Origin of the sequence: Pseudomonas sp. I3-I5 (assembly GCF_022699445.1) — a bacterium.
Classification (GTDB): Bacteria; Pseudomonadota; Gammaproteobacteria; order Pseudomonadales; family Pseudomonadaceae; genus Aquipseudomonas; species Aquipseudomonas fulva.
Map to the genome: position 1 here is coordinate 3145863 of NZ_CP093940.1, position 20213 is coordinate 3166075.

General features: G+C 61.1%; 16 protein-coding genes. 1 reads left to right on the plus strand and 15 read right to left on the minus strand.

The window, feature by feature from the left end; translation table 11 throughout:
• Nucleotides 1-46: 46 nt before the first annotated feature.
• The 11 genes from fliG to MOP87_RS14010 all read right to left on the minus strand — a co-directional run bounded on the left by fliG (nucleotide 47) and on the right by MOP87_RS14010 (nucleotide 12145).
• Nucleotides 47-1066 carry a flagellar motor switch protein FliG gene (gene fliG / locus MOP87_RS13960; RefSeq protein WP_023533955.1) on the minus strand — a complete coding sequence of 340 codons (1020 nt, stop codon included), beginning with the start codon at nucleotides 1064-1066 and terminating at the stop codon, nucleotides 47-49.
• Nucleotides 1059-2837, minus strand: a complete 1779-nt coding sequence (fliF, locus tag MOP87_RS13965; RefSeq protein WP_023533998.1) for a flagellar basal-body MS-ring/collar protein FliF — start codon at nucleotides 2835-2837, stop codon at nucleotides 1059-1061. The genes fliG and fliF overlap by 8 nt, the downstream gene beginning before the upstream one ends.
• Before the next feature lie 15 nt (nucleotides 2838-2852).
• A complete protein-coding gene (gene fliE / locus MOP87_RS13970; RefSeq protein ID WP_023533916.1) occupies nucleotides 2853-3185 on the minus strand; it encodes a flagellar hook-basal body complex protein FliE in 333 nt (110 codons plus the stop codon).
• A 227-nt stretch (nucleotides 3186-3412) separates the two neighbouring features.
• A complete protein-coding gene (locus tag MOP87_RS13975) occupies nucleotides 3413-4771 on the minus strand; it encodes a sigma-54 dependent transcriptional regulator (protein ID WP_028687992.1) in 1359 nt (452 codons plus the stop codon).
• A complete protein-coding gene (locus MOP87_RS13980) occupies nucleotides 4771-5988 on the minus strand; it encodes an ATP-binding protein (protein ID WP_028687993.1) in 1218 nt (405 codons plus the stop codon). The genes MOP87_RS13975 and MOP87_RS13980 overlap by 1 nt, the downstream gene beginning before the upstream one ends.
• Before the next feature lie 140 nt (nucleotides 5989-6128).
• Nucleotides 6129-7604: a transcriptional regulator FleQ gene (gene fleQ, locus MOP87_RS13985; RefSeq protein WP_242809669.1), complete on the minus strand. Its 1476-nt coding sequence runs from the start codon at nucleotides 7602-7604 to the stop codon at nucleotides 6129-6131.
• Nucleotides 7605-7783: 179 nt separating this feature from the next.
• Nucleotides 7784-8077 carry a hypothetical protein gene (locus MOP87_RS13990; RefSeq protein WP_027915945.1) on the minus strand — a complete coding sequence of 98 codons (294 nt, stop codon included), beginning with the start codon at nucleotides 8075-8077 and terminating at the stop codon, nucleotides 7784-7786.
• 24 nt (nucleotides 8078-8101) lie between these two features.
• The gene (gene fliS, locus MOP87_RS13995) at nucleotides 8102-8494 is read right to left on the minus strand and encodes a flagellar export chaperone FliS (protein WP_110607046.1); all 393 of its coding nucleotides are present in this window, start codon (nucleotides 8492-8494) and stop codon (nucleotides 8102-8104) included.
• 79 nt (nucleotides 8495-8573) lie between these two features.
• Nucleotides 8574-9929 (minus strand): flagellar filament capping protein FliD, encoded by a 1356-nt coding sequence (gene fliD / locus MOP87_RS14000; protein WP_027915943.1) that lies wholly within the window; start codon nucleotides 9927-9929, stop codon nucleotides 8574-8576.
• A 78-nt stretch (nucleotides 9930-10007) separates the two neighbouring features.
• Complete coding sequence (locus MOP87_RS14005; RefSeq protein WP_027915942.1) at nucleotides 10008-10358, minus strand: flagellar protein FlaG; 351 nt, start codon at nucleotides 10356-10358, stop codon at nucleotides 10008-10010.
• Between the two features lie 77 nt (nucleotides 10359-10435).
• Nucleotides 10436-12145 carry a flagellin gene (locus tag MOP87_RS14010; RefSeq protein ID WP_027915941.1) on the minus strand — a complete coding sequence of 570 codons (1710 nt, stop codon included), beginning with the start codon at nucleotides 12143-12145 and terminating at the stop codon, nucleotides 10436-10438.
• A gap of 578 nt (nucleotides 12146-12723) precedes the next feature.
• Here MOP87_RS14010 and MOP87_RS14015 point away from each other — a divergent pair.
• Nucleotides 12724-13671: an IS110 family transposase gene (locus MOP87_RS14015; RefSeq protein WP_059183221.1), complete on the plus strand. Its 948-nt coding sequence runs from the start codon at nucleotides 12724-12726 to the stop codon at nucleotides 13669-13671.
• A 386-nt stretch (nucleotides 13672-14057) separates the two neighbouring features.
• Here MOP87_RS14015 and MOP87_RS14020 read toward each other — a convergent pair whose 3' ends face one another.
• The 4 genes from MOP87_RS14020 to flgJ all read right to left on the minus strand — a co-directional run bounded on the left by MOP87_RS14020 (nucleotide 14058) and on the right by flgJ (nucleotide 20207).
• Nucleotides 14058-14987, minus strand: a complete 930-nt coding sequence (locus MOP87_RS14020) for a ketoacyl-ACP synthase III (RefSeq protein WP_023533948.1) — start codon at nucleotides 14985-14987, stop codon at nucleotides 14058-14060.
• A gap of 427 nt (nucleotides 14988-15414) precedes the next feature.
• Nucleotides 15415-16980 carry a flagellar hook-associated protein 3 gene (locus MOP87_RS14025; RefSeq protein ID WP_059183749.1) on the minus strand — a complete coding sequence of 522 codons (1566 nt, stop codon included), beginning with the start codon at nucleotides 16978-16980 and terminating at the stop codon, nucleotides 15415-15417.
• A gap of 11 nt (nucleotides 16981-16991) precedes the next feature.
• Complete coding sequence (gene flgK, locus MOP87_RS14030) at nucleotides 16992-19034, minus strand: flagellar hook-associated protein FlgK (protein ID WP_242809672.1); 2043 nt, start codon at nucleotides 19032-19034, stop codon at nucleotides 16992-16994.
• A 12-nt stretch (nucleotides 19035-19046) separates the two neighbouring features.
• Nucleotides 19047-20207 carry a flagellar assembly peptidoglycan hydrolase FlgJ gene (gene flgJ, locus MOP87_RS14035; RefSeq protein WP_197874268.1) on the minus strand — a complete coding sequence of 387 codons (1161 nt, stop codon included), beginning with the start codon at nucleotides 20205-20207 and terminating at the stop codon, nucleotides 19047-19049.
• Nucleotides 20208-20213: the final 6 nt, after the last annotated feature.

Below are 20213 nucleotides of genomic sequence, written 5' to 3' on the forward strand. Positions count from 1 at the left end.
CGTGCGTGACGCAATCGCCTTGCGCTGACCCATGGCGGCTCGCCGCTTAGATCATTTCCTCGGCACCTTTGCCACCGAGCACGATTTCGCCGGCTTCGGCCATGCGACGGGCGATGGTGAGGATTTCCTTCTGGGCCGTTTCAACATCGCTGACACGGACTGGACCCTTGGCCTCGAGGTCATCACGCAGCAGTTCCGAAGCACGCTTGGACATGTTCTTGAACACCTTGTCCTTGACCCGCTCGTCCGCGCCCTTGAGCGACACCACCAGCACGTCGGAAGACACCTCGCGCAGCAGCGCCTGGATACCGCGGTCATCCACATCGGCCAGGTTGTTGAAGACGAACATCAGGTCTTCGATCTGCTCGGACAGGTCGCTGTCGATTTCGCGGATCGAATCCATCAGGGCGCCTTCCACGGAGCTGTCGAGGAAGTTCATGATGTCGGCGGCACGCTTGATGCCACCCAGGGTGGTGCGCGCGGCGTTGGAATTGCCGGAGAACTGTTTCTCCAGAATCTGGTTCAACTCCTTCAGGGCAGCAGGTTGCACGGTATTGAGCGACGAGACGCGCAATACGATGTCCAGCCGGACCTTGTGGTCAAAGTTGCTCAGCACCTCACCGGCCTGGTCAGGGTCCAGGTAAGCCACGACAATGGCCTGGATCTGCGGGTGCTCGTAGCGAATCACGTCGGCCACGGCGCGTGGTTCCATCCACTTGAGGCTGTCCAGGCCGCTGGTGTTGCCACCGAGCAGGATGCGGTCGACCAGGCCGTTGGCCTTGTCCTCGCCCAGTGCCTGGTTGAGCATCTTGCGAATGTACGCATCGGAGCCCACGCCCAGGCTGGTCTGATCGCCGACCACTTCGACGAACTCGCTCATCACCTGTTCGACCTGGTCACGGTGCACGTTGCCCATCTGCGCCATGGCCACGCCCACGCGCTGCACTTCCTTGGGCCCCATGTGGCGCAGTACCTGCGCGGCGTCGGTTTCACCCAGCGATAGCAGCAGGATGGCTGCCTTGTCGACGCGGCTCAGCTTGGCGGTAACGGCTCGGTTATCACTCATCGGCGTTGATCCAGTCTTTGACGACCTGGGCTACGCGGCCCGGGTCTTCGGCCACAAGGCCTTTGATTGCGTTGAGCTGTGCCTCGTAACCCTCGGTGGGGCTAGGCAGCAGAATGCTTGTCGGGCCACCCAGGCTGACGCGGTCGTTGGCCAGTTCGCCATCCAGACCGATCATGCCGCCCAGCTCCATGTCATTTTCAAGGGCAGGCTGCTTGCCACCCCCTGTCAGGTTGTTGAGCACAGGCCGCAATACGCCGAACACCAGCACCAGGATGAACAGCACGCCCAGCACTTGCTTGACGATATCCCAGAACCAGGGCTGCTGGTAGAACGCGATATCGGCAATCTCTTCGCCACGGTCTGGCGCGAACGGCACGTTGATCACGGTCACGCTGTCGCCCCGGCTGGCGTCGAAGCCAACGGCATCCTGGACCAGCCGGGTGAAGCGCGTCAGGTCCTCGGCAGCCCACGGCACATGGGTGGTCTCCCCGGTGGCGGCGTCCACCTTGACCTGATCGTCCACCACAACCGCCACGGACAGGCGCGTCATGCGCCCCTGTTGCTGGCGGGTATGGCTGATGGAGCGGTCGAGCTCGAAGTTCTTGGTGCTCTGTTGGCGCTTGTCGGACGGATAAGGCGCGAGCATCGGCTGGCCGGTGGCCGGGTCCATGATCTGCTGGCCATTGGCATCGACCAACGGCTGGCCAGGCTGGATGGCGCCCGCTGCACCTGCGGTACCGCCAGTGGTCTGTGGCGCCGAAGCGGCACCCGGTGGCTGGTTGCTCAACGCGCCCGGCACACCTTGTGGGCCCTGGCTGCTAGCGCGCTGCTCGTCGACCGACTGCTCACTGCGCAGCGCCGGTTGGTCCGGATTGAACTGCTCGGAGGTGGACTCGACCGCACTGAAGTCCAGGTCGGCAGACACTTCGGCCTTGTAGCGGTCGTTGCCCAGCACCGGTTGCAGGATGTTGTGCACACGCTGGGTCAGCATGCCTTCCATTCGGCGGCTGTAGTCGAACTGCTTACCGGCCTGGGTCAGGGCAGAATCCTGGATCTGTTCGGACAGCAGGTTGCCTTTCTGGTCGACCACGGTGACCTGGGACTTGTCCAGCTCAGGCACGCTGGTAGCCACCAGGTTGACGATGGCCATTACCTGGCCGGGCTCAAGTGCACGACCTGGATAGAGCTCGACCAGAACCGATGCACTGGGCCGACGCTCATCGCGCACGAACACCGAGCTCTTGGGAATGGCCAGGTGCACGCGAGCACCCTTGACGTTGTTCAGGCTCGACACGGTGCGCGCCAATTCGCCTTCCAGGCTGCGGCGGTAACGCGTGGCCTCCATGAACTGGCTGGTGCCAAGGCCCTGCTCCTTGTCGAGCAGCTCGAAGCCGACGTTGCCGTCGGTAGGCGCCACGCCCGCAGCTGCCAGCTTCAGGCGCGCACGGGAGATGTCGTCGGCCTTGACCAGCAGGGCCCCGGAATTGGGTTCCACGTTGTAGGCAATGTCGGCCGCCGCCAGGGTGTCCATGACCTGCTTGGTGTCCATGCCCGACAGGCTGGGGTACAGCGGACGGTAGTCCGGCTGCTGCGACCACAGCACCACGGCAAAGCCGATCGCCACGCTGGCAGCCAGGCCGACCATCAGGCCGATCTGACGCAGCATGGGCATCTGCGCAATGTTTTCCAGGAACGCCAGGCGCACCAGGGGTGCCTTGGGCGCTGGCGCGCCGCCCTTGGCGGGCGCGTTGTCGACGACTGCTTCAGCCATGGTCTACGTCTGCCCTCAAACCGGCATTTGCATGATGTCCTGGTACGCCTGGACGAGCTTGTTGCGTACCTGGGTCAAGGCCTGCATCGAAACGCTGGCTTTCTGCGAGGCAATCATCACGTCGGTGAGGTCGACCCCGGTCTTGCCGATTTCGAACGCGTTCGCCAACTGCGAAGAGGCCTGCTGGGTGTCATTCACCTTGCCGATGGCCTGGCCCAGCATGTCGGCAAAGGTACTTTGCCCTGGGGCCAGCTCAGGGGCGGCTGATACTTTCGGCAGCGACATGGCATCGGCCTGCATGGCCCGCATGTCCAGCATCAGACGATTGAATTCAACACCTTGGGTCATGAGCTTCTCTCTCCGGCGGCCGCATATTTTTGACAGTCATGCGGCGGATAGCCTTCGTAAAGCAACAAAGGTGCCAGCCTTATGAAAGGGTGAATACGTCTAGGAAAAAACGGGCGTATCAGGCTACGAAGCACCGTGAAGATCACGCACGCTTGGCGGGCGATGCCTAAAAGAGCGCTGGATTACCCGCGCTAGAGATGACGTCTGCAGGGTAAAACGCGACTGTCTTACTCGCCAAACAGACTGGCCTCGACGTCGAAACCGGCGTCGCGCATCTGCGCAAGCTTATAGCGCAGCGTGCGCGGGCTGATCCCCAGGCGCTCGGCCGCTTCCTTGCGCCGACCTCGCTCGGCCCGCAGGGTATCGATGATCTGCTGGTACTCGTGACGCCGCTTGTCGTCGCCCTGCTCGGCTGCAAGTCCACCTTGCCCAGATAGTGGCACAGCGCCACCTGACAAGGGAATGGCGCCATCAAGACAAAAATCCGCCGCCTCAATCACCCCGCCTTGCTGCAGGATCAAGGCGCGCTGCAATGCATTATCCAGCTCACGCACGTTGCCAGGCCAGGTCCAGGCTTGCAGGCAGGCCTGCGCGTCGGCGGACAGGCGCACGGGGGCATGCTGCATTTTTGCAATGTGACGAGCCAGCAAGCGCTCGGCCAGTTGAACGATGTCGCCGGGCCGCTCGCGCAGGGGGCGCCAGGCCAGCGGGAACACGGACAACCGGTAGAACAGGTCCTCGCGAAAACGACCGGCAGCCACCTCGCCCGCCAGGTCCCGATTGGTGGTGGCCACCACGCGGATATCCAGCGCGATGGGCTTGCGCCCCCCTACCCGCTCGACCTCACGTTCCTGCAGCACCCGCAGCAACTTGGCCTGCAAGGCCAGGGGCATTTCCGAGATCTCGTCCAGCAGCAAGGTACCCCCGTTGGCCTGCTCGAACTTCCCGGGCTGGGCAGCGATCGCCCCGGTAAAGGCACCCTTCTCATGGCCGAACAGCGTGGCCTCAAGCATGTTGTCCGGAATGGCGGCACAGTTGATCGCAACGAACGGCTGGCTGGCACGGGGGGACTGCTGGTGGATGTAGCGCGCCAGCACTTCCTTGCCCGTGCCCGACTCACCGGAAATCAACACGGTCGAGCCACTGCGCGCCACGCGTGCGGCCAGCTCCAGCAACTGCCGGCTGGAGGGCTCGCGTGCAACAGGGCCCTCCTCGTCCGTCATACGCCCGGCGGCATGCCGCTGCACAAGGTTGAGCAGTGCCTTGGGTTCAAAGGGTTTGACCAGGTAATCCACCGCACCTTGGCGAATGGCTTCCACCGCCCGTTCCACGGCCGCGTGAGCGGTCATCAGCAATACCGGCAATTGCGGCTGCTGGCGGCGCAGCTGGGCCAGCAACTGGTGGCCGTCCATGCCCGGCATGTTCACGTCGCTGATGACCAGGTTGAAGGGTTCTTCGTGCACCACTTTCAGGGCCTGCTCTGCGCTGTCCACCGCTTTGTAGGCGAAACCACCCAGGTCGAGGGTATCGGCCAGTGCCTCGCGCAGCACACGGTCATCCTCGACCAGCAACACATTCACCGTCATCACCGGCTCTCCGCCAACGACCCGTCGATCAAGGGCAACTCCACCCGCACGCAGGTGCCGCGCCCCACCTTCGAGCGCACCTGCACGCTGCCGTGGTGGGCCTTGGCCACCGCCTTGACCACCGCCAGCCCGAGCCCCGTACCGGTCGACTTGGTGGTCAGGAATGGCTCGCCAAGACGGGCGAGCAGATCAGGTGCAATGCCAGTGCCAGCGTCACTGATGCACAGGTGCAGGGTCTGCTGGCGACGCCATAGGTGCACCTTGAGCCGCGCAGCGCCCTGGCTGGCCTGGGTGGCGTTTTCGATCACGTTCAGCAGTGCACCCACCAGCGTGTCGCGGTTGCACAGCAGCTCACCCAGGCGGCTGTCACACTGCCAGCGCACCGCGTGCCCGTGAACATGCGTCTGCGCAGCCTGCTGCAACGCCTGGAACAAGGCTTTCGGAGAAATTCGATCCGTGAGTGGCAACTCGCCACGGGCGAACACCAGCATGTCGCGGACCTGTTGTTCCAGCTCATGCAGACGCTCCTTGAGACTGCCAGCGAAGCGCTGCCGGGTCTGAGTGGTCAACGCCTGTTCAGGGTCGGCCAGGTGGCTGGCGTAAAGCATGGCAGCAGAGAGCGGCGTGCGAATCTGATGCGCCAGCGAGGCGACCATGCGCCCGAGCGAGGACAATCGCTCGTGGCGTGCCAACTGGTCTTGCAGGCGACGGGTTTCCGTCAGGTCGTTGAGCAGCACCAGCTGCCCCGGCTCGGCATCCAGCGAGCGCGTGGCAATGGACAGGCGACGGCCGTCGCGCAGGGACACTTCATGGCCGTCGTCCAGGCGCGGGGCAAAACTGCGGGCAATGACTTCACGCCACAGCTGGCCGATCAATGGCTTGCCCAACAACTCGCAGGCGGCCGGATTGGCTTCGCGAACGCTACCCTGCCCGTCGATGACGATCACCCCGCCCGGCAGCAGGTCCAGCAAATGCTGCAAGCGGTTGGCCAGGCGTTCTTTCTCGTTCAACTCCTCGATGCGCTGGGCGCTGACCACCGCCAGCTCGCCCTTGAGCTCACTGACCCGGGCTTCGAGCAGGCTGTAGGACTGGCTGAGCTGGCTGGAGACCTGGTCGAACAAAGCGAACGCCTGCTCGACACCCTGGCGGCTTTCCTGCTCGACCAGTGACTGCGCCTGGGGGGAAAGGGCTCGGGATACATGGGCGGCCTGGGGCATCGTGCTCTCTCGCGTGGCTGACCGTCATAAAAACGGTGTGGTGGCCAGTGCGTAGCAATACCCGTGCCGCAGATAAGGGCTTACGACATTTGCCGGAGACTTTGCACTCCGGCAGAGAATCTACCGCCTATCGACCACGATCACTCCTCTGCCTGGTCTTCACCACCCTGCCGGCTCATCCCATACTTACGCATTTTCTCGACCAGCGTGGTGCGGCGAATGCGCAAGCGCTCGGCAGCGCGCGCGACGATGCCGTTGGCGTCGTCCAGTGCTTGCTGGATCAGCCCCTGCTCCAGGCTGCCCAGGTAGTCCTTCAGGTCCAGGCCTTCAGGCGGCAACATGGCAGGGTTGTTAAAGCTGGGCGCGTGCCCGTTGATGGCAATGCGCTCTTCCAGGTCGCTGCGCAGGTTATCGACCATCTGCTCGTCTTCGTCATCGATGTAGCGGAATTTCTTCGGCAGTTCCGACACACCGATCACCCCGTACGGATGCATGATGGCCATGCGCTCGACCAGGTTGGCCAGCTCGCGGACATTGCCCGGCCATCCGTGGCGGCACAGGGACATGATCGACGCCGAGTTGAAGCGGATGGAGCCACGTTTTTCGTGCTCCATCCGCGAGATCAGCTCGTTCATCAGCAGCGGGATGTCTTCGACGCGCTCGCGCAGGGGCGCCATTTCGATAGGGAAGACGTTAAGCCGGTAATACAGGTCTTCGCGGAAGGTGCCGGCCTCGATCATGTTCTCGAGATTTTTATGGGTCGCGGCAATGATGCGCACATCGATGCTCTGTGTCTTGTTGCTGCCCACCCGCTCGAACGTACGCTCCTGCAGCACGCGCAACAACTTGACCTGCATGGGCAGCGGCATGTCGCCAATCTCATCCAGGAACAACGTGCCGCCGTTGGCCAGTTCGAAGCGACCAGCACGGCTGGTGATGGCGCCGGTAAACGCACCTTTTTCATGGCCAAACAGTTCGCTTTCCAGCAACTCAGCCGGGATCGCGCCACAGTTGACAGGCACGAACGGCGCTTCGCGGCGTTTGGAGTGGTAGTGCAGATTGCGCGCCACCACCTCCTTGCCCGTGCCCGACTCGCCCAGGATCAGCACACTGGCGTCGGTATCGGCCACCTGCTGCATCATCTGGCGTACGTGCTGAATGGCGCGGCTGGTGCCCACCAGGCTGCGGAACAGGTTCGGCTCGCGCTGACGACCGCGCTCACGTGCCTGGTCGTACATCTCGCGGTAAACCTGCGCTCGGTGGAGCGAATCGAGCAATTGGCTGTAGCTGGGCGGCATTTCCAGGTTCGACAGCACGCGACGGCGCAGCTCTTCAGGCAACTCGCTCGAAGAAATATCACCTAAAAATAGAACAGGAAGGAACTCATCCCATGAAAGCACTGTCCTAAGCAGCCCGAGCAGTGTGCCGGGCGTGTTGACGGCTCCGACGAGCACGCACAACACCTCGCGGCTCGAAGACAAGGGCTCGACCACCTGCTGCCACTCATGGCTGGCGCATGACAGGTTTTCTTCGCCCAGGAAGTTGAGCACCACCGCCAGATCGCGGCGGCGGGTGCTGTCGTCATCGATCAGGAGAATCTTGGTTTCACGCCACATGCAATAGCAACTTCCCTAGTCATATCGGCGCCCGAGGGCGTGCTCGACATCATTCCGACTGAATGGTCAGTGTTTCGACGTCTGGAATACGAGAACAGGCACTAGTAAAGTCAAAAACTTCCGAGCAGTCAAATATATGGCGCCGTAGAAGTGCGGGCTGCATACGGCCTCACGCAATCTCAGCTGAACAGATGGTATACCTTTGTGGCCTGTTTGGCTTGATTGATATTCGACATTTCTGCGACCAGAGATTGACGCTCATCACTTGCAACGTCGATTAGCTGACGATACACGGCCATGAGTGCCTCCAGGTTCGCCTTGAGCGCGGTCGCATCTTCCTGGTCGGCTACCAGCGCCTCATCGACGAGCGCACGGCAGCCCAAGTCCAATTGACCAATGGTCACCCAATCGCGAGCTTCCAGCGCTTCGTTCAATGCGTGACAGGTGTGGGCAATCTGATGCAATGCGCTCATAGGTGACTCCTTGCAGAGAGGTTGTTACTCGGCAGTCGCGATAGCATCCCAGCCGCTCTTGACGGTGATCATGAGTCGTGCGACCTCATCGATCATTTCGGGATCACTGTGTAGATTGGCCTGGGTCAGCCGGCGTGCCATGTACTCGTACAGACTGTCCAGGCGATCAAGTTCATCCGGGTCGACAGCCTTGTCCTTGTCCAGCCCTTCGCGCAAGCCGCCGATGATGTCGACGGCCTTGCCCAACATGACACCTTTTTGTGCCACGTCACCGCGAGAGATGGCGCCTTTGGCTTGAGCCATGCGATCCAACGCGCCTTCCATGAGCAACTGCACCAGACGATGGGGCGTGGCCTCGGAGATCTGGGCGTGGGAATTGACCTTCTGGTATTGGCGAAGGGCTCTCATCGGGTGCATGGTGAATCCTCAGTGAACAAGGCTGGACGGGGGCCGTATAACCTGTTTATCGGCGCCCCGCGCGTTTTCTTTAGCGCTGTCAGCTGTCGCTCTTGGCTTTATTCAACGCGTTGAGCGTGGTCATGACGCTGTCGCTGGTCGCCTTGAGCTGCGCAACCATGGTGTCCATCGCGTTGTACTTCTTGGTCAAGGTGTCCGTCAGTGAATCAATGCGCCGATCCAACGCCTGCTGCGACTCCTCAAGCTCCTTGAGCTGATTGGTAAGGCTGGTCTGGCGCGAGGCGAGGATGCCACCGGCTTTGGTGTACTCCTCGGTGACGTTGGTCATGCGCGTCAACAGCCCATCCTTGCCTGTAAACAGGTTGTTGATGTCGGCACCATAGGTTTTGACCGCCGCATCCCACTTGGTGTCGTTGAACTCCAGCAGGCCGGTTTTCTGTACTGTGTTGATTCCGAGCTGCGACAAGGTGCGCAGACCCGTTGCACCGACGCTATGACTGATCTCGTTGCGCACGGAATTGACCAGCGAGCGCATGGTGGCATCGCCGGTCAACGCGGCCGAACCTGTGGCTGCGCCATCGGCCCCGGTAGTGACCTTGGTCTGGGTGTTGATGGTGGTCATCAGCGCGTTGTAGGCAGTGACGAAAGACTTGACCGACGTCTTGAGCGTGTCGCTGTTGCTGGTGACGGCCAGGTTGGACTTGCCTTCCTTGACCAGGGTTATGTCCACACCGCTGATCGCGCCAGTCACGGTGTTGGAAGCAGACTCCAGCGCCAGCCCATCGAGGGTGTATTTGGCGTTCTGCGGCGTGGCAACGGTAGACACACCCTGCGCCATGCTGGCATCGCCACCCAGCGTCAACTCGGTACCTTCGCCCATCTTGGTCGATGAGAAAATGAGCCGCGACCCACTGGCATCGGTCACGATGTTGGCCGTGATGCCCTTGGACTGCAGCTGGTCATTGATCGTGTCACGCGCCTGCTGAAGAGTGGCGCCCGCGGCAATGTTTACGCTGTGGGTCGCATTGCCCTGGTTGATGGTCAGGGTCTGGGATTCACCCGAGTCGTTGACGATCGTCGAGGTCTTTTCATAAATCTGGGTGGAGATTTTCGAGGCGGTCGCCAGCTGGGTGACTTCAAGCGCGTAATTGCCCGAGGAAGCGCCGTCGCCCAGCTTGATCTTGGCGATGGCCTCGTCCGAGGACGAAGAAGCCAGGCCAGAGAAGCTTGAAGCGGTGTTGAGCTTGGCGACTGCGGCACGGAACGTTTCGAGCGCGCTCTTGACGGAGCCGATGGCCGAAAGCGAGGTGGTGGCGGTGGTGGTCTGGTTGTTGATCTGGGTTTGCTTAGGCGCCTTTTCGGCACTAGCCAGGGCCTTCACAATGCCGCTGATGTCCAGGCCAGAGCCAAGCCCATTGATGGTCGAGCTTGCCATATCACATCTCCTTTATCGTAACCGCCGGTATCCCGACGAAAAAGCATCCGTGCGCTGGTAAACAAAAGCCGTGCCAACTTAAACCTGGGTGCTGAACAACAGGCTGTTGGCATCTTTGAGGTTTTCCGCCAGCTTGAGCGCAGCTTCAGAAGGCAGCTGGCGAATGACTTCACCGCTTTGGCGAGCGATGACCTTGACCACCACCTGGCCGGTGGAGTCGTCGATGGAAAAATCCAGTTGTCGCTCCGAAGCCTTGACGAAATCCTGGATGGCACTGACGGCGCTTTCCAGGTCAGGCCGGGCTACGGGCTTGGAAACCTTGTCGGCGGGCTCGGCCTTGACCGGCTCGCTGGGTGGCCGTGCGCTGGATGGCGCTTCCGGCGTGATGGCAGCGGGATGGGACAGGCCCAGCTTCATGCTTATATCCACGACTTACACCCTCAAGTGACGAAAAGACGAAAGGGTACGTGAACGTACCCTTCGTCAAACTTAGCCTGCTTTGGCAATTAGCCCAGCAGTTTCAGTACCGAAGACGGCAGCTGGTTGGCCTGGGACAGGATCGCGGTGGATGCCTGCTGCAGGGTTTGCTGCTTGGTCAGTTCGGCGGTTTCCGAAGCGAAGTCGGCGTCCTGTACACGGCTGCGGGCAGCGGTGGAGTTTTCCGAGATGCTGTTCAGGTTGGCAACGGTGCTGTCGAAACGGTTTTGCACGGCACCGAGCTGAGCGCGCTGGCTGTCGATCTGAGCGATGGCAGCGTCCAGGGCCTGGATCGACTTTTGCGAATCGGCAGCGGTGGTGATGCTCAGGCTCGAAACGGTGGCTTCCTGGGTGATGGCAGTGGTGCTACCTGCGGTCAGGCCCAGCGCAGCCAAGCCGGTCCCTTGGCTGCCGTCGGCGATGGTGATGTTCTTGGCCGAGAACAGGTTCAGGGTGTTGTCAGCGTTTTTGCTGGCAGTCACGCCGGTGCTGGCGGTGTTGATGGACGTGATGATCGAGTCCAGGGTGTCGCCTTTCTTGAACTTGACTTCGGTGCCGTTCAGCGAGATCGAGGTATCAGCGACCAGTTTGGCTTCGGTAGTGCCTGCGGACAGACCAACTTTGGCCAGAGCACCTTGACCGGCAGCACCTGTGCCGTTGGTGAGGTTGATGGCTTTGCCGTCGGTGGAAGTCAGAGTCAGACGACCATCCTTGAGGGTGGCTGCAACGCCGGTGTTGGTGGTTTCGGCGTTGATGGCGGCGAGGACATCATCCATATCTTGGCCAGCAGTAGCGCCGACGGTGGTGCCGTTGATGTTGAAGGAGATATCGCTGGTGAAGCCAGTGGTCGGCGTCACGGTCGCAGTGGCTGCGAAGCCAGACAGGTTTGCAGGGGTAGTGGCGTTCGATGCAGTGGCGGTGAAGGTTGCCGAGGACGACATTACGATGGCGCCAGCGGCATCTTTCGTAGCGCTAACACCAGTAGCATTCGCGCCGGTATTGGCTGCGTTGATTTTCGCTACTACCGAATCGGTGTCATCAGTTTCGGTGATTGAGATCGGCGTAGCTGCGCCGTTCAAAGTGAGGTCAACAGTTTCACCAGCAGCTGGCGGCGTGAAGGTAACAGCCGCTGCGGAGTAAGTAGTTGCACCTGCTGGCGCCACCGCACCGGTAACGACCGCCGACAAATCGGTAGCCGCGCCATCAGTCTTGGCTTCGCTGAACGAACCTTTCAGGCCAGTCGCGCTGATATCGGTCATGCCGAACGAAATGGTTTCGTTGGCGCTGGAGCCGATCTGGAAGCCGACGTTCTGGAACGAGCCGTCCAGAATGTTACGACCACCGAAGGTAGTAGTGTTGGCGATACGGGTCAGTTCGCCGGTCAGTGCGGTGAATTCTTGCTGCAGGGAAGTACGGTCGTCATCGCTGTTCGAGCCGTTGGCAGACTGCAGGGACAGTTCGCGCATACGCTGCAGGATGCTGGTCGATTCCTGCATGGCGCCTTCAGCGGTCTGGGCGATCGAGATACCGTCGTTGGCGTTCTTCATTGCCACGCTCAGACCTTTGATCTGGCTGGTCAGACGGTTGGCGATCTGCAGGCCAGCGGCGTCGTCTTTGGCGCTGTTGATTTTCAGGCCAGAGGACAGGCGGGACATCGAAGTACCCAGCGCTTCGGAAGCGCGGTTCAGGTTCTTCTGAACGCCCAAGGAGGTGATGTTGGTGTTGACGGTCAAAGCCATGACGAATTCCTCGTGGTATGGATACTGCGGCTTCCGGCCCTGGCGACAGCCGGGTATGGCCTAGAGAACCTTCGTAATGGTTATCGTCGGATGGCCCGGTTGCTTGAGGGGTTTTTGCAAAAAAAAATGCTGGCATGCGGCCAGCCCTGGAAAATCAAGGGGTTAAGCGCGGAATTTTGGCGTCAAAAAGCGGGGTGGGTAGGTATGAGGGGGATGACGGCGTCTGGAGCGAGTCGAGGGATGGCCTGGCGAACTGGGGGCTGAAGAGGAGGTGGCGAAGGTTCAAGGTATGCAGCTTTGCGTCAGGAAATGTCGGGGCCGCTGCGCGGCCCATCGCGGCCGGTCCGGCGCTCCGGCGAGGCCGCTTGTGTCTTGATTAGAGATTAGAATCTGGAGTGAGAGCGGTGAATGGCAAGCTGAAGGCCGCAGGTGCCTTGAGCACGAGTGGGAGCACAAGCTGCCATTCACCGTTCCACTTTGGCGAGAGCCCGAACAGTTGGACGCGGCTCTGATCTCGAATCACAAGCGTGGGCCAAGCCAAAGTCCTCTCACAGTGTTGAGTTTAGGAGATTTAGGCGATGGTTTCCTACCTGGGTATCGATGTTTCTAGTCTTTCGCTTGATGCTGCGGTACGGCCTCAGGGCACCAGACTTCATGTAAGCAATGATCCGGCGGGATTCGAAGCGTTGCTCGATGGCCTTTGCGGTCTCAGCATAAAGCGTGTTCTGCTGGAGGCCACAGGTGGCTATGAGCGTAATATCCTGAGGTTCTTGCAGGACGCGGGCTACAAGGTCATACGCGTCAATCCCAGGCGAGCCCGAGCGTTCGCAGAATCCATCGGAGTCAAAGCCAAGACCGACGCCATCGATGCCGAAGTACTGGCCCACTACGCTGAGGTCATTCCAGACCAGCCCACCCTGCGGATCAGCCCGGAGCGTGCGCTGTTGCGAGAATTGCTGCAGCAACGTGATCGGCTGGTTCAGCAGCGTGATGACGACCGCAGGCGCCTGAAACAGGCGCAGTTCAGCGCGGTGTCCGACTTTCTGAAAGCCAACCTTCAGCACTTCAAGTCGCAGATCAAGCTGATTGAGCAAGCGATCAGCCAGCAAACGGAAGCCCTGAAAGATGAACGGGTTACTCAGCTGGTCCAGGTCAAAGGCATTGGGCTGGTAACGGCGGGCAAGCTGATAACACTTCTGCCAGAACTGGGGCGTGTAGAGTCCAAAGAAATAGCCTCGTTGGTCGGGGTGGCGCCTTTTAACCACGACAGCGGAAAATCCGTGGGCAAACGCTCTATCTCGGGCGGGCGGTTTGAGGCCAGGCGATCGTTGTATATGTCATGCCTTGTGGCGATAAAGTACAACCCAGCACTCAAGGCTCGTTATGAGGCGCTGCGCGGACGCGGAAAAGTTGCCAAGGTCGCCCTCGTAGCCTGTATGCGGGTATTGATCGTACGGCTCAATGCCATGCTAAGGACGGGCAAGCCTTGGCTTGATCTGGTCTTGCCACAGCCTATGCGGACCTAGAGCAGGAAGCCGACGTAACTCATACAGGAGCGGGCTTGCCCATCAATCCAATACCGCGCTGGATGGCACGGGCTTCGCCCGTGGCCGCGCGACAAGCGCGCCCCCTGGGGGGCGGGCTAGATTTTAAATAAATCGGGCAAGACAGTTGCTCCCACAAAGTGCGAACCCGCGAATTCAGGCGTCACGCGGTTGGGGTGGGAGCGGCCTCGCCGGGGCGCCGGACCGGCCGCGATGGGCTGCGCAGCGGCCCCAGGTTTGCGCTTAGCAGCTGATCTTGGCACCGTCCGCGATGGGCCTTTAAGCAGTCCTGGAAGTTGGGCTCAACCGATTAAGCACAGGGACCAGCCCGAACAAAGGCAGAACGCCCCTCCCCCACCGCGAACACATCAATCGCGATAAAGAATCGCCGAAGCCCAGGACAGCCCTACCCCGAACCCACTCACCGCCACCCGCTTCCAGCTACCGTCGAGCATGTGCTTCTGCAGCAGCAACGGCACGCTGGACGACACGGTATTGCCCGTCTCCAGCATGTCTTTCACGAATTTCTCCGGATGATGTTCTTCGAACCGGCGAGCTACCGCATCGACAATCGCCGCACTGCCCTGGTGGATGCAGAACGCGTCGATGTCCGACGACTGCAACCCACTGGCATCGAGCAGTTCGTGCAAGTGAGCCGGTACCTTGACCAAGGCGAAGTTGAAGACCTGCCGGCCATTCATGAAGAACGTGCCATCGGACACCTTCAGGTGCTCGGCGCCCGAACCGTCGGTGCCAAAACGCGCCTCGCCCAGCTTCCAGATGGCGCCATCGGCCATCCAGGTGGCGGTGGCCGCGTCGCCGAACAGCATGGTGGTATTGCGATCTTCCGGATCGACGATCTTCGAGTACGGGTCGGCGGTGATCAGCAGCCCGTTCTTCAGGCCCGCCGCCTCCATGAAGCCCTTGATCGCGTACAGCCCATACACATACCCCGAGCAGCCCAAGGAGATATCGAACGCTGCCACGCGGGTAGACAACCCGAGCTTGCTCTGGACGATGGCGGCGGTGTGCGGCAGGCCCTCTTCATCGCCGTTCTGGGTCACCACGATCAACGCGTCGATCGACTGCGGATCGAGGTCGGGATTGTTGGCGAACAGTGCCCGGGCGGCCTCCACGCACAGGTCGGAGGTTTCCTGCTCCGGGGCCTTGCGTGGCAGGAAGGACGCACCGATCTTGCCGAACATGAACTCTTCGTCCTTGCCGAACTTCGCACCCTGGACGTAGTTGTCCAGGCCAGCGGTGGGCACGTAACTCGCGATACTCTTGATGCCAATCATTCTGGCTTCCCAATGAAAACAGCCAAAGACCACCACTCGATCAATTGAGGGCGCCAAAAACCGGAGCGTCACCGCCTGGGGAGGGGATAAAGCAGCGCCTGCCTGCGCACCGGTAACAAAATGCTGCAACAGCTGCTGCATAGAATACAGGGAAGATGACCGTTTTGACTCATTGGTCACATTGAAATGCAACGAAAGGCAGGTATCAGGGGTCATGCCACGTGGAATTGTGCACGAGTCGTGCGCCGGGGATGTCCCGTCATTGAAGGGCAAGGCCGCAGGTTTCAGTCGAGCTCGCCTTTGACGCGTCCTTCGCTGCGGGCGCTCTCAGTTGAGCGCGCTTACGCAACGAAGTCACACAATCACAGCCCTGATCGATTGCGGCGAAGCAGAGCGCAAAGCCTGGCTCCGCGCCCCCCTGATCCACTTAGAGCTTATCGAACAAGCTCAACTGCGATATGCGTGCAAATGCCAGCTGCGAGGCTTCGAGCATCGCCTGTTGCAGGGTCAGCTGGATCGTGGCGGTCGCCATGTCGGTGTCGCCAATAGCGCTTTGCGTGCTCTTGTTGGCCAGACCAAGGCTTTCGTTTTCCTGAGCCTGGATCTCAAGGGAATTGGCCCGGGCACCGATCGAGCCTCGGGTAATGTCGATGCGATCACGCGCACTGGCCAGGTTGGAAATCGCCGAGTCCGTTGCAGCTTTCAGAGCAGCCTGCGCTTCAGGGGTATCAAGGGGTTTTTCCAACACGCTTCGCAACTGCCCCAGGGTGTCCAGAGGGTTCTGCGTGCGGTGGGTATTGGCATTGATGGAGAACTGATCGCCTTGAGCCGGCGCCCCGTCGAACTGATAGGTCACACCCGCTACCGTCACGGCATTACCCGCCCCCACGGTGCCCGACGCTATCGGTTTGCTCTGGGCATCGTAGGGCTGTGCAAACAGCTGATACTCGGTGTCGCTGGTGAACCTGAGCACTGCACCGTTGCTGGGGAAGGTACTGCGGTAGGCATCGGGGTCCGTAACACTTGAGCCCACGACCTGAGAGGTCGATGGGTTGCCTGCACTGCGGGTAGCGGTCAGGGTGTCTGGTTTGGCTTCAAGGGTGAAGACATGCCCTGCCACCACGGCATCAGGATCGTCACCCTCGGCAAGGTTCAGGTTGACCTCGAAATCCACACCCCGCAACGAGATCATCTTGCCGCCTTCGGTATTGACATCGAACTTGCCCTTGCCAGCGGTTTCGTTGGTGATGTCGTTACCGGCGGCGTCCTTGATGCTGTATTCAGTGGCGCTGGTAAAGGTAACCGTATAAGGCTGGCCCGCGGCGAACTTGTCGCTGTAGGTATTGGCCGATGTCAACAACCCACCCGAAAGCAGCACCTTGCCATCGTTGGGCGTCGGCGCCTGCAAGGTCGATTGCGTGCGACTGTTGTTGGTGGCTTGGTCAAAGACGCTGAAGCCACTGTCGTTGATGGCCAGGTGCAAGGTGTCGGACACCTGCAGACTCATCTGGGTCTGGTCGCCCTGATAGCTGTAGGAGCCGTCGGCATTGCGAACATAGGGCGGGGTCGCATTCTTGGACCCTCCAAACATGTAGTCCCCGTTGGCGTCACGGGAATTGAGCAGGCCGAACACGTTGGCCTCGATTTCCTTGATTTCGCTGGCGATGGAGGTGCGATCGGCGTCGCTCAGACCACCGTTACCCGCCTGAATCGACAGCTCGCTTGCCCGCTGCAGCGCATCGTTGATGGTAGACAACACGCTTTCTTGCTGCAGCAGGGTGTTCTTGACGGTGGTCATGTTGCCACTGTACTGATCGAGCAACGCGCTCTGCTGTTGCAACAACAGCAAGCGCGCAGCGCCCACCGGATCATCGCCTGCGGTCTGAATGCGCGATTTGGAGGTCACCTGGGCCGTGATCTTGGCCAAATCCGAGTAATTCTTGGAATAGGTGTTGGAGCTGGTTTCGTAAAACTGGGCAGTTGAAATTCGCACGATCAGCCTCCTTATAGCGCGTTGATCAACGTCGAGAACGTTTCTTGCGCCGCCTTGATGATCTGGGACGACGCAGTGTAGTAATGCTGGAACTTGACCAGGTTGGCGGCTTCGTCGTCGAGGTTCACCCCAGAGACGGCGCTGCGGCTTTCACTTGCCGACTTGAGTACCGCGGCCGTTGCAGTAGTATCGATGGACGCTTGACTGGCCTTGGCACCCACCCGCTCTACCAAGGCGGCATAGGCGGAAGTGAAACTGGTGCCGCCACCGGAATTGGTCCCCACGGTCGATTTGGTCTGCAGGCTCAACAGGGCATTGGCATTGCGGTTATCCGCCTTGCCATCGACATTGAACGACAAGGTGAAGCTGTCATTGGCTGCCGGGCTGCCACCCACAGTGGTCTCCAGCGCAAAGGTGCGCGGATTGCCGCTGGGGTCGAGAATCGGGTTGCCCGATGCATCACGCATCGGTATGGACAGCGAGAGCTTGTTGTCCTGGCCCGGCACCACGGTCCCGGTGCCGATCTGTGCGCCCTTGGCATCGAACAGCTTGTAGCCCTGGGACCCACCGCTGGCTGCGTCGAACACCACGCGCACCGGCATGGCGTCCTTGATCGCCTGCTGCGTCAGGGCTGTGTCGGCACCGCCGTAGATATCCAGCGCTTGCCCAAGGTTGGGTTGGGTGATGGTGCCGGTGCCGCTGTTGCCGCTGCCAACAGCAGCGCTAACAGGGCCGGCGAACGCCAGCTTGTTGGCATCGGTGAGCACCGTGGCAATACCGGTGGCGGCTGAACGGGTGGGAATCACCTTGAAGCTGTCGCCGGCGGCCAGCGCACCGCCCTTGAGGGACAGGCTGAAGCCATCGATGACCGGCGCAGGGTCGGCATTGAGGTCGAACGAGCCCATGTCGGTGCCGTCGGAACGGCGCACACTGTACTGATTGCCGCTGGTGAACTTCACTTCGTAGTCGTAGGTGCTCAGGGCGCCGCTGTTGGCAATGGTGACATCGAGGTTGCCCGAACCTGCGCTGTTGTTCGACGAGGCCAGGCTGCGCTGGGCGATGGCACTGGCGCTGTTGATGCTGGAGAACAGCGAGCTGCCGAACTGGCCATTGGCGTCCAGGCCCTGGCCCAGCTGGCTGTTGATGCTGTCGGCGACGACCAGCGCCACGCGGCCCAGCTCGTTCATCGACGGCGTCAACACGTCCTGACGGTAGCGCAACAGGCCACCGATGGTGCCGCCGGTGGCCACCGAGGTTACGTCCGAGCTGAACGACTCGTAGTTGATGCGCAAGGTCGCCTGGCTCTTGTCAGCCACCCCCGGCTGAACCGACAGCGGGTTGGCCCTGCTCCCGGTCACCAGCGACTGGCCGCTACCCAGGATCACATCGTAGTTGCCTTCACGCTCCTGAACGGTCACGCCCACCAGTTCGTTCAACTGGCGAACGGCCTCGCTGCGGGCGTCGAGCAGGTTGTTGGGCGTGCTGCCGGTGCCGCTGGCGGCCACGATCTGCTTGTTATATTCGGCGATGCTGGTGGTGAGCTTGTTGACCTGCCCCGCCAATGTATCGAGCTGGGAGTTGATCACATCGTTCTGTTGTGTCAGTTGGGTGCTGACGGCGTTGAAACGGTTGCTCAGGGTCTGCGCCTGGGTCAACAGCAATTGCCGCGAAGCCACATCGCCCGGTTTGGCTGCCGCCGTCTGCAGGGCCGAGAAGAAGGCCGTGAGCACCGAGCTGATGCCGGTGTCCCGGTCAGCCAGCAATTTGTCGATGCCGGTGATCTGGTCCTGGAATGCCGTGGAATCGGCTTGCAGGGAGGTCGCCGTCTGCAACTGATTGTCGAGGTAGGCACTGTAGATACGGCGCACGTCCGCCAGTGTGGTCCCACTGCCCAGAAAACCTGCGCCCATGTACTGCGAAGCGCCGGCCACTTGCATGGCCTGCTGGCGCGAATAGCCGCTGGTGGCCGCATTGGCGATGTTGTTACTGGTGACCGACAGGTGCGCCTGGCTGGCACTCAAGCCACTCAGGCCGATCGAAATCAGGCTCGACATGATGTAGTCCTTTTAAAGGTTCGTGGTGCTGCCAGCCATGGCGTATTGCGGTGTCTTCTGCATTTGCTGGGCGATGCTGATGATTTTCTTCGCATAGCCCGGGTCGGTCGCGTAACCGGCCTTTTGCAACTCGCGTGCAAACTGCTCAGGGTTATCGGCCGACTTGACCGCTTCTTGATAGCGCGAATTGTTCTGCAACAGGCTCACCAGGTCGTGGAAGCTGTCCTGGTAGGAGTCGTAGCTGCGGAACTGGGCGGTTTCCTTGACGAACTGGCCGTCGCGGAATTCGCTGGTGATAGCCCTGGCCTGTTCGCCCTGCCAGTTGCCGGTGGCCTTGATGCCGAACAGGTTGTGGCTGCTGCTGCCGTCGCTGTTGCGCATGACCGACTTGCCCCAACCGGTTTCCAGCGCAGCCTGGGCGACCAGGTAGCGCGGGTCGATGCCGATGCGCTTGGCAGCCTGTTCGGCCATCGGCAGCATGGTGGCGATGAACGAATCGCTATCGGTGAACGCCTTTTTCGGCGCCAGCGGCGGCTGGGCGATGGCGCGGCCGGTGATGCGCAGCCCGTTCTCGGGCACAGCAAAAACCTTGGCCGGTTGCTGGCCGTCGCGCACGGGGGCAGCGGGGGCCGCGCCGACAGGCGCGGTGGCCGCAGTAGGCACGATGCCCGCCAGCAGGCGGTCGGTAAGACGGCTGGGCAGCGCCAGGCGCCGCGCATTGAGCGCGGCGACGTCGTTGCGGGTGCTGGCCGCTTGCGTGGCGTGAATCGGGTCTGCGACCTTGCTGCCCCACAGCACCGGGCCGGCCTGCCCTCGCGGGAACGGGCTGGTATTGGCGGCGGCACTGCGGCTTTTGGTCAGCTGACGTACCAGCACATCCTGCAGGCCGATACCGCCACCCTCGCGGGACATGCTCACCGACAACTGTTGGTCGTACATGTCCCGGTACTGCTTGACCGTCTCGGTGTTCATCGGGTTGTCGTCGGCCAGGACATCGCTGGCCTTGCGCGAGGCCTTGAGCATCTCGCTGATGAACATCGACTCGAACTCCTGGGCCACCTTGCGCACGTTGGCTTCGCTGTCGCGGTCACCGTGCTTGAGGGCATTGAGGCGGTTGAGGTCGGTGAAGGCACCGCTGTCGACACTGCCGGAAACCAGGCTCTTGCTGTTCATCGACGC

What these genes read in the sequence shown, in the direction of transcription:
- fliG (WP_023533955.1), bottom strand. Translation starts at nt 1,066, where the DNA reads ATGAGTGATAACCGAGCCGTTACCGCCAAGCTGAGCCGCGTCGACAAG.
- fliF (WP_023533998.1), bottom strand. Translation starts at nt 2,837, where the DNA reads ATGGCTGAAGCAGTCGTCGACAACGCGCCCGCCAAGGGCGGCGCGCCA.
- fliE (WP_023533916.1), bottom strand. Translation starts at nt 3,185, where the DNA reads ATGACCCAAGGTGTTGAATTCAATCGTCTGATGCTGGACATGCGGGCC.
- MOP87_RS13975 (WP_028687992.1), bottom strand. Translation starts at nt 4,771, where the DNA reads ATGACGGTGAATGTGTTGCTGGTCGAGGATGACCGTGTGCTGCGCGAG.
- MOP87_RS13980 (WP_028687993.1), bottom strand. Translation starts at nt 5,988, where the DNA reads ATGCCCCAGGCCGCCCATGTATCCCGAGCCCTTTCCCCCCAGGCGCAG.
- fleQ (WP_242809669.1), bottom strand. Translation starts at nt 7,604, where the DNA reads ATGTGGCGTGAAACCAAGATTCTCCTGATCGATGACGACAGCACCCGC.
- MOP87_RS13990 (WP_027915945.1), bottom strand. Translation starts at nt 8,077, where the DNA reads ATGAGCGCATTGCATCAGATTGCCCACACCTGTCACGCATTGAACGAA.
- fliS (WP_110607046.1), bottom strand. Translation starts at nt 8,494, where the DNA reads ATGCACCCGATGAGAGCCCTTCGCCAATACCAGAAGGTCAATTCCCAC.
- fliD (WP_027915943.1), bottom strand. Translation starts at nt 9,929, where the DNA reads ATGGCAAGCTCGACCATCAATGGGCTTGGCTCTGGCCTGGACATCAGC.
- MOP87_RS14010 (WP_027915941.1), bottom strand. Translation starts at nt 12,145, where the DNA reads ATGGCTTTGACCGTCAACACCAACATCACCTCCTTGGGCGTTCAGAAG.
- MOP87_RS14015 (WP_059183221.1), top strand. Translation starts at nt 12,724, where the DNA reads ATGGTTTCCTACCTGGGTATCGATGTTTCTAGTCTTTCGCTTGATGCT.
- MOP87_RS14020 (WP_023533948.1), bottom strand. Translation starts at nt 14,987, where the DNA reads ATGATTGGCATCAAGAGTATCGCGAGTTACGTGCCCACCGCTGGCCTG.
- flgK (WP_242809672.1), bottom strand. Translation starts at nt 19,034, where the DNA reads ATGTCGAGCCTGATTTCGATCGGCCTGAGTGGCTTGAGTGCCAGCCAG.
- flgJ (WP_197874268.1), bottom strand. Translation starts at nt 20,207, where the DNA reads ATGAACAGCAAGAGCCTGGTTTCCGGCAGTGTCGACAGCGGTGCCTTC.